Annotated in this window: 10 protein-coding genes; 5 read left to right on the top strand and 5 right to left on the bottom strand. The window is 58.0% G+C overall.

The annotated features are described in order from the left end of the window. The first annotated feature begins 28 nt into the window (after positions 1-28). From dgcB to RYB66_RS17230, 3 genes are read left to right on the top strand one after another with little or no spacing between them, the layout of a single operon-like run. On the top strand, positions 29-1,990 hold the full coding sequence (gene dgcB, locus RYB66_RS17240; protein ID WP_316894956.1) for a dimethylglycine demethylation protein DgcB: 1,962 nt from the start codon (positions 29-31) through the stop codon (positions 1,988-1,990). Further along, positions 1,990-3,219 carry an electron transfer flavoprotein subunit alpha/FixB family protein gene (locus tag RYB66_RS17235; RefSeq protein WP_316894954.1) on the top strand — a complete coding sequence of 410 codons (1,230 nt, stop codon included), beginning with the start codon at positions 1,990-1,992 and terminating at the stop codon, positions 3,217-3,219. Before dgcB ends, RYB66_RS17235 begins: the two co-directional genes overlap by 1 nt. Then, complete coding sequence (locus RYB66_RS17230; RefSeq protein ID WP_057454317.1) at positions 3,209-4,006, top strand: electron transfer flavoprotein subunit beta; 798 nt, start codon at positions 3,209-3,211, stop codon at positions 4,004-4,006. Before RYB66_RS17235 ends, RYB66_RS17230 begins: the two co-directional genes overlap by 11 nt. Positions 4,007-4,876: 870 nt before the next feature. On the opposite strand, the gene RYB66_RS17225 is transcribed toward RYB66_RS17230, so the two are convergent. Then, positions 4,877-7,285 carry a fibronectin type III domain-containing protein gene (locus RYB66_RS17225; protein WP_316894950.1) on the bottom strand — a complete coding sequence of 803 codons (2,409 nt, stop codon included), beginning with the start codon at positions 7,283-7,285 and terminating at the stop codon, positions 4,877-4,879. Positions 7,286-7,488: 203 nt separating this feature from the next. After that, positions 7,489-8,787: a glycine-betaine demethylase subunit GbcA gene (gbcA, locus tag RYB66_RS17220; RefSeq protein WP_002555658.1), complete on the bottom strand. Its 1,299-nt coding sequence runs from the start codon at positions 8,785-8,787 to the stop codon at positions 7,489-7,491. 309 nt (positions 8,788-9,096) lie between these two features. Between gbcA and gbcB the strand changes: the two genes are divergently transcribed. Next, positions 9,097-10,197, top strand: coding sequence for a glycine-betaine demethylase subunit GbcB (gene gbcB, locus RYB66_RS17215; protein WP_004654878.1), 1,101 nt, complete (start codon positions 9,097-9,099; stop codon positions 10,195-10,197). A 132-nt stretch (positions 10,198-10,329) separates the two neighbouring features. On the opposite strand, the gene RYB66_RS17210 is transcribed toward gbcB, so the two are convergent. Both RYB66_RS17210 and RYB66_RS17205 read right to left on the bottom strand, forming a co-directional pair. Further along, positions 10,330-10,596 carry a hypothetical protein gene (locus RYB66_RS17210; protein ID WP_039847315.1) on the bottom strand — a complete coding sequence of 89 codons (267 nt, stop codon included), beginning with the start codon at positions 10,594-10,596 and terminating at the stop codon, positions 10,330-10,332. Between the two features lie 123 nt (positions 10,597-10,719). Further along, the gene (locus RYB66_RS17205) at positions 10,720-10,950 is read right to left on the bottom strand and encodes a DUF6124 family protein (RefSeq protein ID WP_004654874.1); all 231 of its coding nucleotides are present in this window, start codon (positions 10,948-10,950) and stop codon (positions 10,720-10,722) included. A gap of 379 nt (positions 10,951-11,329) precedes the next feature. Here RYB66_RS17205 and RYB66_RS17200 point away from each other — a divergent pair, with 379 nt between their 5' ends. Continuing rightward, positions 11,330-12,166, top strand: coding sequence for a 23S rRNA (adenine(2030)-N(6))-methyltransferase RlmJ (locus tag RYB66_RS17200; RefSeq protein WP_005744101.1), 837 nt, complete (start codon positions 11,330-11,332; stop codon positions 12,164-12,166). A 281-nt stretch (positions 12,167-12,447) separates the two neighbouring features. Here the strand turns inward: RYB66_RS17200 and msrA are convergent, their stop codons facing one another. Further along, positions 12,448-13,095, bottom strand: coding sequence for a peptide-methionine (S)-S-oxide reductase MsrA (gene msrA / locus RYB66_RS17195; RefSeq protein WP_005758175.1), 648 nt, complete (start codon positions 13,093-13,095; stop codon positions 12,448-12,450). Positions 13,096-13,160 lie beyond the last annotated feature (65 nt).

Below are 13,160 nucleotides of genomic sequence, written 5' to 3'. Positions count from 1 at the left end.
TTAAAGCTTGCACCTTGAGGGCAACGTGATGCTAGACAACCTTCTTCCCATCCTGCTGTTCAGCGCCCTGGCCCTTGCGGCGCTGGGTGCGTGGCGGCGGGTGAGCATGTGGCGCAACGGACGGCCCTCGAAAGTCGACTTGCTCGGCGGGCTGCTGGCCATGCCCAAGCGCTACATGGTTGACCTGCACCACGTAGTCGCACGCGATAAATACATCGCCAACACCCATGTTGCCACTGCAGGCGGGGCGGTTGCCTCAATCGTGCTGGCGATTCTGGTGCACGGCTTCGGCCTGCATAACCGCGTTCTTGGCTACGCGCTATTGTTAATGACGGCGGTGATGTTTGTCGGCGCGGTATTTGTCTATAAGCGTCGTCTCAATCCGCCCGCGCGTTTGTCGAAAGGGCCTTGGATGCGCCTGCCGAAAAGCCTCATGGCGTTTTCAGCGAGCTTCTTTCTGATCACGCTGCCGGTGGCGGGCATTATTCCCGAGCATTTTGGTGGCTGGGTGCTGGTCGTTATCCTCGGGTTGGGCGTGTTGTGGGGCATCAGTGAACTGTTCTTCGGCATGACCTGGGGCGGGCCGATGAAACATGCTTTCGCCGGGGCGCTGCATCTGGCTTGGCACCGGCGAGCCGAGCGTTTTGCTGGTGGTCGCTCCACGGGCCTGAAACCTTTGGACCTGAACGATCGAACCGCACCGCTGGGTGTGGAGAAACCTCAGGACTTCACCTGGAACCAACTGCTGGGCTTCGACGCCTGCGTGCAGTGCGGCAAGTGCGAAGCGGCCTGCCCGGCGTTTGCGGCAGGCCAGCCACTCAACCCGAAAAAGTTGATTCAGGACATGGTGGTCGGCCTTGCCGGTGGCACCGACGCAAAATTTGCGGGCAGTCCATATCCGTCGCTGGATGGCAAAGGCAAGCCGCTGGGCGAGCATGGTGGCAATCCGCATCAGCCCATCGTCAACGGGCTGGTGGACGCCGAAACGCTGTGGTCCTGCACCACGTGCCGAGCCTGCGTCGAAGAGTGCCCGATGATGATCGAGCACGTCGATGCCATCGTCGACATGCGCCGTCACCTGACCCTCGAAAAGGGCGCGACGCCAAACAAGGGTGCCGAGGTGCTGGATAACCTGATCGCCACCGATAACCCCGGCGGTTTTGCACCGGGCGGGCGGATGAATTGGGCGGCGGATCTGAACCTGAGTCTGCTCAGCGAGAGAAAGAGCGTGGACGTGCTGTTCTGGGTCGGTGATGGCGCGTTCGACATGCGCAATCAGCGCACGCTGCGCGCCTTCGTCAAAGTGCTTAAAGCGGCCAGGATCGATTTCGCCGTGCTGGGCCTCGAAGAGCGCGACAGCGGTGACGTTGCACGGCGTCTGGGCGATGAGGCAACCTTTCAGGTACTTGCCCGACGCAACATTCAGACCCTGGCCAATTACAGCTTCAAGCGTATCGTGACCTGCGACCCACACAGTTTTCATGTGCTGAAAAACGAATATGGCGCTTTTGGCGGTGACTATCAGGTGCAGCACCACAGCACCTTCATGGCTGAACTGGTGCGCAATGGCGCATTGAGTCTGGGCCAGCACAAAGGTGCCAGCGTGACCTATCACGACCCGTGTTACCTGGGCCGTTATAACGGCGAGTACGAGGCCCCTCGTGACGTGCTGCGTGCGCTGGGTATAGAAATCAGGGAAATGCAGCGCTCGGGCTTTCGTTCCCGCTGCTGTGGCGGTGGTGGCGGCGCGCCGATCACCGATATCCCCGGCAAACAGCGAATTCCCGACATGCGCATGGACGACATTCGTGAAACCGCTGCCGAGGTGGTAGCAGTCGGTTGTCCACAGTGCACGGCCATGCTTGAAGGCGTGGTTGAACCACGCCCGCTGATCAAGGATATCGCCGAGCTGGTGGCCGATGCGCTGATTGAAGAAGTTATCCCCAGCCCGTCTGTTGCCAGCAAACGTGAACCCGCGGAGGTGCACTGATGAGCGACATTATCCGCCGCGACCCTCGTGCCGAGTGGATTGCCCGCAATCGACTGCACCCACTGCATGCGGCCATGCAGCCGGCGCTGAACAGCTGGATGGGACCAAACGGTTTGCTGCGCAAGAACGTGCATGGCCTGGGTTTTATCGGTCCCAACGGTATAAAGCGCATCGACCGCATCGACCGCAGCGGCGCTCAGCAGGGTGGCGCGGTCAAGCGTTCGGCCGCTGCCGACGTGCAGTTGCCACTGCATACCATCGTCGAGCCAGCGTTCTATATCACGGTGGTGCCCGATATGGTCGGCGGCCGCCTGAGCAGCCACGATCGCGACTTGCTGGGGCTGGCGCGTCAGCTTGCCGGAGTTGAAGGTGCCGTGCTGGCAGTGGTGTTCGGCGAACACAAGGAAACTGCTTTCGACGTTGCTGGCGTGGATCGGTTATTGATTATCGACGGTGCCGGGTTCGACGGTTATTCACCGGAACAGCGCGTGCAGGGATTGCGAGCTGTGGATAACCAGTTCACCCCGCGCCACTGGCTGCTGCCGGATAGCCGCACCGGCGGTGGCGAACTGGGAAGACGTTTTGCCGCCAGCATCGGCGAGCGACCTGCAACGCGGGTCTGGCAGGTCAAGGACCAGCTGTGCATAAGTCGGGCAGGAGCCGGGCGCGAAGACCTGGTTCGGCCTTTGGCCCGTCTGATTCTGGCCGCCGTAGAGTGTGCCGAACCGGTGAGCGAAACCCGCCACGAGGTAGTGCCGGTCGAGTTGTCCACAAGCGTGGCGCGCAGCCTGCCGCGTATAGAGGACCTGGGAGCGGTTGCCGTCGATCCCGGCGTTATCCCCATGGCTGAAGCCGAATTCATTCTGTCTGGCGGCAATGGTGTCAAAGACTGGGACCTGTTTCATCACGCCGCTTCGGTACTCGGGGCCACCGAAGGGGCGTCGCGGGTGGCGGTGGACGATGGTTTCATGGGCCGCGAGCGTCAGGTGGGCGCGAGTGGCACCTGGGTGACCGCAAGGGTGTATGTTGCCGTTGGTATTTCCGGGGCCATCCAGCATCTGCAGGGCATCGGCGCCTGTGACAAGGTCATTGCGATCAATCTGGATGCGGGGTGCGACATGGTCAAGCGCGCTGATCTATCGGTCATCGGCGAAAGCGCCGAAGTACTCACGGCGTTGATAGCCGCAGTGCAAGCCTGGCGCAGCGGAGGTAAGCGCGATGCAGCCTGAAGTGTCTGTGGATAAGCATGCGGTACAGATCATCAGTCTGGTGTCCATCGGAGCGCACCCGACATCAGGTCGTGCGCGCCGCGCCGAACAGGATGCGCGGGCCGTCGAGCTTGGCTTGCAGCTGGCTGGGGATAACTTGCAGGTACTGCACGCCGGCAATGCCGAAGAACCGGCGCTGCGCGCTTACCTTGGCATGGGGCTCAACGAGCTACATGTGCTGGAGCAACCCGAGGGCGCCGATGCGCTGGTCGCGTTGACTGACTACCTCCGCGATTCTGCCGCACAGGTGGTGCTGGCCGGCAGTCAGGCTGAAACCGGTGAAGGGTCGGGCATGCTGCCTTTTTTGTTGGCTGAAAGGCTGGGCTGGTCACTGGTGACCGGTCTGGCTGAAGTCGAGTCGCTGAACAACGGTACCGCAGTGGTGTTGCAGGCTCTGCCTCGCGGCCAGCGTCGTCGGCTGAAGGTCCGCCTGCCGTTTCTGGCCACTGTGGATAACGCGGCTCCCAAACCCCGGCAGAGCGCCTTCGGGCCCGCACAGCGTGGCACGCTGGACACCGAAAGAGTTCAGGTCGTTGCCGATGAGTTATTGACCAACCAATCGCTGCAGCCAGCCAGACCGCGGCCCAAACGCCTGAAAGTGATCAAGGCCAAGAGCGGCGCTGACCGCATGAAAGCCGCCACTGCCAAGGCCAGCGGCGGCGCAGGTCAAGTGCTGAAGGGGCTGCGCCCGGAAGAGGGCGCAGCCGCGATTCTGAAGCTGTTGATCGATGAGGGCGTCGTAAAGTAAGGCTATGGTCTTGTGCTGCCCTCTTTGATGGGCGGTTTGCCTTTCTGCTCGGAGAGAGGCCGGAAGCAGGCATAGGAAATACTCCCGTCCAGACCACCGCCATTACTGACCTCGACTTTTACATCCGCGTTTTCGTAACTGCGGTTGAAACTCGAAATGGTGATGGGGTAGCAAGATGGCTCGTTTGAACGTCACGCCTGTACGGCCTTGACCAATATCTTTTCGGGAAGACTTACGCACAATCCCTGTGCGTGTGCCTGTGGATAATGTGTTGGTGAACGTCTGAAGGGCTTGTAGAGCGTGGCTTTTGGAGTGGTGTTTAAAAAACGATCAATCTAACTCTTTATTGTTATTGCATTTTTTTGTGGATAAATACGCACTGCCATCTGCCAGCCACTGGTTTGCCCACAATCTCTGTGCGCGTGCTTGTGGACAAGTTGTTTGTGATTACCTGCAAGCCTTGTAAATAAAGGCTTTGGAGGTTTTGTATGAAAAATGATCAAAGCAGGGTTTTGCGTGCAGCGTTGGTTCATTCGGGTGGTTTTTAAGTCATTTTATACGTTGTCCACAGCAGGCCGGGTGATTCGGACGAAGTTGTACCCAAAGTCTGTTGGCGCTTCTGTGGATAAGGTGTTTGCGCTCCTCTGTAACCCAGTGAAACTGTGGGCTACAAGGTTTTGAGCAAAAAATGTACAGGTGCAATGTTTGCAAGGTGATCTGGATAAGTGATTGTTATCCAGTACATTCTTGCGTCAGCGCAACGACTCACCCACATGAACGCTTTGAAGGCTGTGTGGATAAGTCATTTCGTCGCTATATTTTCAAGCCCGTCTCATCGGCTATGGCAGCAGGTACCTGACGCCACGAGGATTACTGCCATTTTTTCGGCAAACCGGGATAAAGTTTGCCGCCTGCTTGCTCCACCCAAAGCGCCCACAACGTTGGTGCACTACCTGGCTTCCAGTCTATTTGTGAGGTGTGAGGATTGAGACAGATATAGGTGTCGCCGCCATACGTCACTTTATCCCCCTCCAAATAGGATTGAGCTGTTTTCCACTCAGGAATCGCTGCGCTGGTCGAAGCGTGTACAACATTGCTTGGGCCAGACAGGTTTTTCTCTGTATCGATCGCGCCGGCAAGACACTGATACGTTTTAGCCGCTGTTAGTCCTTCCACAGTGTACTTGAGTGTTGTGGCGTCGAGACTCACTGTCTCCCCGCCAAAGGTTATGAGGCGGTAGGACGCGACACCCAGTGCACTGAAAGACGCGTCCCACTCTAATGAAACACTGGTCATTGTTGCAGCGGTCTGGCGTAAGTTGCCTGGTGGCGTAGGGCGATCGTCAGAGGGCTCGGACTTTGTAGTGACCAAGAGCGTTTCAGAGCGCTCAGAGCTGTTTCCCACGCTGTCAATCGCCTGGATCTGATAACCATAAAGACGGCTGTGCAAAACACTTGTGTCAGTAAAGGGTGCGCTTCCAACGCGCTGTAAAAAAACATTATCCCTGAAGAGGTCATATTGGACGTGAGCAACTTTCGCCTTGCTCCAGTCGAGCGTTACCGACGTTGTGGTCTGTTCGGTGGATTTGAAGTCGAGAGGCAGTGACGGGTTGCCGGGCACAGGTGTTTCGCCAGCGGTCTTGACCTTTAATACATTACTGACCTCTGACCACTGAAGTTCGGTATCTTGTGCAACGACGTAGTATTCATATTGAGTATCGGCAGTGACGTCGCTATCGGTATACGCGGTCGTTACGCTCGCGATCGTTTGAAAAGGCCAACCGTTGCGGCCAATTTGATACCTGACGATTTGGCTATCGCTGGTGGACGGTGTCCAGGTCAGTGACACACTGCTCTCGGTGACGTCCACGAGGCTCAATACAGGTGTCGTCGGTTTTGCATCGCCTCCGCCTTCACTCTGTGTACGCACGGTGAGCGCGGCCGAGAATTCGGATGTGTTGCCCGTGACATCAATTGCACGCACTTGGTAACTGTAAGCAGTACCGGGCTGAAGGCCGGTATTGTTATAAACGGGGTTGTCTACAAGAAAGGAGTCCGTACCGTTACGACGCAATTCATATTGCAAGACCGGTTGCGGGCCTTCCGAGAGCGACCAGTTCAGTTTCACCGACGTTGCAGTTTTTTCGGTTGATCTGAGATCAGCAGGTACTGATGGTTTTTCCGGTACAGGTGTTTCGCCTCCGGTGAGATAACCGTAGCGGTTCACGAACTCCCAGTTGTACTCCTCGCCGCTTTTGTTCTTGCCGGCATCCCAGTTGACTGACCAGGTCATCAGCCCGCGAATCGGATTGCCGGCGTCTTCCAGCTCTTGCAGTGCATCCTTGACGTCCTGCGGATCAACCACGTAACCGGTGGCGGCGGCGTCATTGTTGGTCGGTAGACCAATGGCCAGCCTGTCGGCCGGAATTTTAGTGAAGCCACGCGTACCGTGGATCAAGCTGTCGGTCAGGTAGTAAATAAACTCTTTCTTATGGGCGTCGTTGTTTTGAGTGACCCACAGGTTCAGCTCATCGACCCATATGCCATCGCCGCCCTGGTTATAATACTGTGGCGCGATAAAGTCATAGATGTCTTCCAGAGCGTTGATGTAGGCCAGGTAAGCGCCGCCGCTTCTCAACGATTCCAGGAACGTCACGACGTCTTTTAGAAACGGAAAGTACGCAGTGATTTCTTTCAATAAAGGCAGTTTTTTGCTGACTCTAAGGTAAGGAAATTCCGGGGCCATGCTGATGATGAAGTGCTTACCTTCTGTCTCGTAATACTCGCGCACCATCCTCAACGCAGCGGGTAATACGGTCTGGTTATCGGCAAAGGTAATAGCAGCTTGTTCAAGGTCGATATCCAGGCCGTCAAAGCCATAGGTTTCAACCAGACGAATAATTTCATAGGCCAGTGCATCTTCCTGACCGGCATGCAACTCAATATGCGCGTCAGCCCCGCCAAGAGAAATCAGCACTGCACGGCCTTGTGCATTGAGTGCTGCCACCTGAGCGCGAAACGCATCATCACTCAGGTTATAAGGTTTGAAGGTGGGAATGCCGGCACCTTTCATAAAGGCCACTGCCACAACGTTATACGCTTCGGGTATGTCGGTCAGCGCCATCTCTTTGAAGAGGCCTTGCTGGTAACCTTGACCGGGTTCGGAAGGCCAGTTATGCCAGAACCCCATGAGAATATTTTTGCCCCTTATATCCGGCATGGCCGAGGCGGCATCGGTTGTTTTGTTTTTATATTGATTAATGATTTTTGGGTTGAGCATAGTCCGTGTCTCCTTCCGTTGGATTGACTTCAACGAGAGTTGATCACGAGAGGGGTTTTCAGGTAACTGTCAGAAATGACGGTATCGGCGGAGGAGTTGTTGTGCGGGGGAAACGGGAAATTCGTCAGTCGACGATCGTTTGAGCAGGCTCACCTCGCTGGAGAGTGAGCCGTACTCAGTATTGCCAAGGGCAGGTGTGCCCTCTACTCGTGATTCACCGCCACGCCCTTCAGATAGGGTGCAGGCTCTGCCCCGAGGTTTTCCAGCATGCGCGAGCTGTACCAGTCGACGAAGTTGACCACGCCGAACTCATAGGTTTTCGAATAAGGCCCGGGTTGATAGGCGGTAGAGTTAATGCCACGCTGGTTTTCTTCGGCAAGACGGCGGTCCTGATCATTGGTGGCATCCCAGACCTGGCGCATGCGTTCCACGTCGTAGTCCACACCCTCGACTGCATCCTTGTGGACAATCCATTTGGTCGTAACCATGGTTTCCTGCGCACTGATCGGCCACACCGTGAATACGATGATGTGATCGCCCATGCAGTGGTTCCAGGAGTGCGGCAAATGCAGAATACGCATCGAGCCCAGGTCCGGGTTCTGGATGCGGCCCATCAGTTTTTTGCAGCCGACCTTGCCGTCCAGGGTCATCGACACCGTGCCTTTGAGCAGCGGCATGCGCACGATACGGTTACGCAGGCCGAAACTGGCGTGGGCGTAGGGGATTTTCTCGGCGTCCCACGCAGCAGCAGACGCGGCCACGTGATCCTTGAAGGCCTGATCGGCGCGCGGGTCTGTGACATCGTCCCATTCCAGCAGGGTTTTGAGCAGCTCAGGGTGCGAGCCACCGCAGTGATAGCACTCGCGGTTGTTCTCCAGTACAAGCTTCCAGTTGGCCTTTTCCATCAAGGTGGTTTGCACCGCCACCTTGGTGTTCTCCATATCATAGGGTTCCATGTAGTGCCGCAGCGTCGACAGGAACTCGTCGATGGCAGGCGGGTTTTCCGCCAGGCTGATGAAAATGTAGCCACCTGCGGTCTTGACGTGCACCGGCTTGAGGCCGAACTGCTTCATGTCGAAGTCGTCGCCCATTTCAGTGCCCGCATACAGCAGACGACCGTCCAGCTCATAGGTCCACTGGTGATAGTGGCAAACCAGTTTGGCGACCTTGCCTTTCTCGGCGGTGCACAGGCGCGAGCCGCGATGGCGGCATACGTTGTGGAACGCGTTGACTGCACCGTCCGGGCCGCGCACCACCAGGATCGGGTTCTTGCCGATCTGCAGCGTCAGGTAATTGCCCTTGGTCGGGATCTCGCACGTCATCCCGGCAATCAGCCACTCCTTGTGAAAGATTTCCTGCATGTCGATTTCAAACAGTCGGTCATCACTGTAAAAAGGCTGCGGCAGCGAGTAGGTGCGCTCGCGATTCTGCAGCATCTCGGCAGTGGCCTTGCGTGCAGGTTCCAGCGGATCGCCCAGGCTCAAGGTTGCGGTGACGTCCATCGATTAAATCCCTCATGACCGCGGCATGGGCGGCCTGCGAATGTGGCTGATACGGGTGTGATCGCGTTTCACGCATGACGATAGATCAGTCGACCATGCTTATGACCCTTGGTGGCGAGTGTGGAGCCGGGCGCGCAGCGAACCTTATCCATGGGCGACATGGCCGCATCCGTTCCCGACGCGACAGGCCTTGTTGCACGGGGCTGGTCGCGGTAAGTACGTGAATGTCGTTGATAGGTAAATGGCCGCCTCGCGCGTTACGCAGAATCCGCAGCATGAGAGGCCGACAGTCGGCCGTGGAGATCGAGTATGTCGCAAAGTTTCCTGAGCCCGGTCACGACCCAGACATGGGCCAACGGTCGCCACCTGGTACGTGTCGTCAAAGTCATCCAGGAAACCTGGGATGTGCGCACTTTCTGCTTCATGGCCGACCAGCCGATCATGTTCTTCTTCAAGCCGGGCCAGTTCGTGACCCTGGAGCTGGAGATCGATGGTCTGCCGATCATGCGCTCTTACACCATCTCCAGCTCACCGTCGGTGCCCTACAGCTTTTCGATCACCGTCAAACGCGTACCGGGCGGCAAGGTCTCCAACTACCTGCACGACACACTCAGTGAGGGTCAGGAACTGGCCGTGCACGGACCGGTCGGGCTGTTCAATGCCATCGATTTCCCCAACCCGAAGATTCTCTACCTTAGCGGTGGCGTCGGCATCACGCCGGTGATGTCCATGGCGCGTTGGTTCTATGACACCAACGCCAATGTCGACATGGTGTTTGTGCACAGCGCCCGCTCGCCCAAGGACATCATCTATCACCGCGAGCTGGAACACATGGCCTCGCGGATCGATAACTTCAGCCTGCATCTTGTCTGCGAAAAGCATGGGCTGGGTGAGCCGTGGGCCGGTTATCGCGGCTACCTGAACCAGAAAATGCTTGAACTGATGGCCCCGGACTTCATGGACCGCGAGGTGTTCTGCTGCGGGCCGACGCCGTACATGGCGGCGGTCAAGCGTCTTCTGCTGGAAAACGGCTTCAACATGGCGCAATACCATGAGGAGTCGTTCGGCGCGACACCGCCTGAAGCGCGGGCCGATGCAGTCGAGCAGGCCGAAATCGCAGCCGACACGCCGGATGTTGACGCCGCCGACCTGCATCAGGTGGAATTCACCGACACCGGCAAGAGCATTCGCGTGGCCCCGGGCGAAACTGTTCACGCCGCTGCCGCCAAACTCGGCCTGATGATCCCCAAAGCCTGTGGTATGGGCATTTGCGGCACCTGCAAGGTTATGAAGCTGAGCGGCGAAGTGGAAATGGAGCACAACGGCGGCATCACCGACGAGGATGTTGCAGAGGGCTACATTCTGTCCTGCTGCAGCGTACCGAAGGGGGATGTGCGGATTGAGTATTGAGCACGACTGAAACTGTGTGACGCAGAGCGTCCGGAACGGCATACCCACGCGGAGCATGGGCACGATAGTTGGTGTCATCCTTCCGCACGCTCCAGCGTGGGTACGATGGGCATTCTTTCGGGTATCTATCGGTTACCTTCCACTGTGACTCTGCTTATAAGCCGCCAGTGCTGGCAGCAGTTGCTGGTCGATGGCCTGGCGGACGGCGGGGAGGAGGGTGGCGCTGCCGGTGAGGAGTTGCTCTACCAGACGTCGCAGGGCTGTAGCGCGTTCGGCGTTCAGGCCGCAAACGGCTTGCGCGCAGGCTTGTTCAGCGGTTGCGCCGCCGGGTGCTTCGAAGCCCAGGGCTCTGAGTTGGCCGAGCAGGTCTTCCTGGTCAATCAAATCTGCGTGCATCATGGCTTCTGTTCCTTTGATCGGGCTTTTTTCCGATTCTGGTAGGGCAGACTGCCAAGGGCAAGTCCTGTGCGTCGCGCATGGCAGGATTGACTACAGGTACGTCGTTTTCAGTTCAGGTCGCGCTTATTCGATTTGCAGGTTTTCTATTGTGTTGTCGACCATGACCTTTGCCATTTCCACCAAATGCATGATCGTGAGCGTCATGTCTCTTTGCGCGCCGGTCATGCTGTCGCTGAATTCGTAAGCGCTGGTTGCTGCACAGCGCAGCAGGTCGCTGGCGTACATCAGCGCATCTTCATGGCTGACTTTGGGGCGGGCGTTGAAGAGGGGTGGGTCAGGGACGATTTTTAGCATGTGATGTATCTCCTGGAGTTTTAGAAGACCATCACCGTCGGCTACTAAGCGAGGGTGGTGATCATGCGCAGGTAGTAGCCCGGTCCAGGAACCCCGGTGCATCCGAAGATGCCCCACGCACGACCACCATAAAAAATGCAGGCCGTGAAAGGGCACCTGCACGAGGTGGCGCAATGCGCCTGGATTAACGAGGGCTACTAATCCTCATCGCTGAATATGCAGCGACGGGCGCAGAGTAGTGATCGAAATCGGCAGGCACAAGGGGGCGGGAGTTTCTCGGAAATTTCCTTCAAACGAAAGAGACGAGTCCCGCAAATTCGTTACAAATTCTTGTTCATTGCTCAGGTTTGCTAAACTGCGCAGCTTGCCAGGAGCTGCCATGAATTACCGTCACGCCTACCATGCCGGCAACCACGCCGACGTGTTCAAACACCTGACTCTGACTCGCTTGATCGCCCTCATGGCGCGCAAGGAGCAGCCGTTCGCCTATCTCGACACCCACGCGGGGTTGGGGTTATACGACCTCAAGGGCGATCAGGCCACCCGCACCGGAGAGTGGCTGGAAGGCATCGGCCGTCTTTGGGATGCACCGGACTTGCCTGCGCTGGCCTCCGATTATTTGCAAGTGCTGCACGACATGAACCCCGACGGCGAGCTGCGCTACTACCCCGGCTCGCCGGAGCTGGCCCGCCGCCTGACTCGCGAGCGCGAGCGTGTGCTGCTCAACGAGAAGCACCCCGAAGATGGGCGTCTGCTCAAGGAAAACATGAAGGGAGATCGCCGCGTGGCAGTGCATCTGGGGGAAGGCTGGCATGTGCCACGCGCCTTGCTGCCGGTGGCTGAAAAGCGTGCCGTGATGCTCATCGACCCGCCGTTCGAGCAGCTCGATGAAATGAAACGCTGCGCTGTAGCGCTCAAGGAAACCATCGGACGCATGCGTCAGACGGTGGCTGCTATCTGGTACCCGATCAAGGACCCGCGCCTGCTGCGGCGTTTTTATCAGGACCTGGCCGAGACTGGCGCACCCAAATTGCTGCGCGTCGAGCTGTTCGTCCACCCGCTGGACACCCCGGCCAGCCTCAACGGTTCAGGCCTGGCCATCGCCAACCCGCCGTGGGGCCTGGAAGAAGAGCTGCGTGAGCTGATGCCGTACCTCGCCCAGAAACTGGGCCAGACCCAGGGCGGCTGGAAGATGGACTGGTTGATTGCGGAGTAGGCTTGCCTGCATCCATCACTACGTACCCATGCGGAGCACTCAGCGTTGTACACAGATCCTGGCAAGCCCAGAAGACTGTGTAGGGCGTGTAGGTGCGTACCGTGCAACGCTTCACTGGTTCGCGATCTGCCGGGAACCGGCAGCAAAACCGCTTGCCTCGGGGCGCCAGATACAGCCGAGGTGGCCGGTTTTGGGGCCGCTTCGCAGCCCATCGCGGACAAGTCCGCTCCTACGCCCTCCGGGCAGAAGCCCGTTTCCTGACGCCCCGGCAGGGGCGTGTCTCAAGCCGGCATGCACACACCCGTGCCGCCCAGGCCGCAATAGCCCTGAGGGTTCTTGGCCAGATATTGCTGGTGGTAGGCCTCGGCAAAGTAGACCGTCGGGGCTTCTTCGATTTCAGTGGTAATTGCGCCTAGCCCGGCCTTGCTCAGTTCCGCCTGGAATTCTGTAGCGCTGGCCTTGGCGGCGTCGAGCTGTTCGGGAGTGGTGCAGTAGATCACCGAGCGGTACTGAGTACCGATGTCGTTACCCTGACGCATACCCTGGGTCGGGTTGTGCGCTTCCCAGAACACCTTGAGCAACGACTTGTAGCTGATTTTCTCGGGCTCGTAGACAACCAGCACCACTTCAGTGTGGCCAGTCAGACCGGAGCAGACTTCTTCGTAAGTCGGGTTCGGGGTAAATCCGCCCGCATACCCCACGACCGTGCTCACCACACCTTCCTGTTGCCACAGGCGGCGTTCTGCGCCCCAGAAGCAACCCAGGCCGAAGATGGCGAATTCCACATTGCTCGAAAACGGTCCCAGCAGCGGGTTGCCGTTGACGAAATGAGTTTCCGGAAGCGCCATAGGCGTTTCACGACCCGGCAGTGCTTGTTCGGCGGTGGGCAGTACGTTTTTGTTCACTAGAATTTCCGAGCGCAGAGTCATGAACCATATCCTCTCGTTTAGAGACAGGCAGCAGGGGCCAGGACAGATGAGCAGAGTTACATAGG

Origin of the sequence: Pseudomonas syringae group sp. 243L2 (genome assembly GCF_032587875.1) — a bacterium.
Classification (GTDB): Bacteria; Pseudomonadota; Gammaproteobacteria; order Pseudomonadales; family Pseudomonadaceae; genus Aquipseudomonas; species Aquipseudomonas amygdali.
This window is presented reverse-complemented; position numbering and strand designations above follow the sequence as displayed.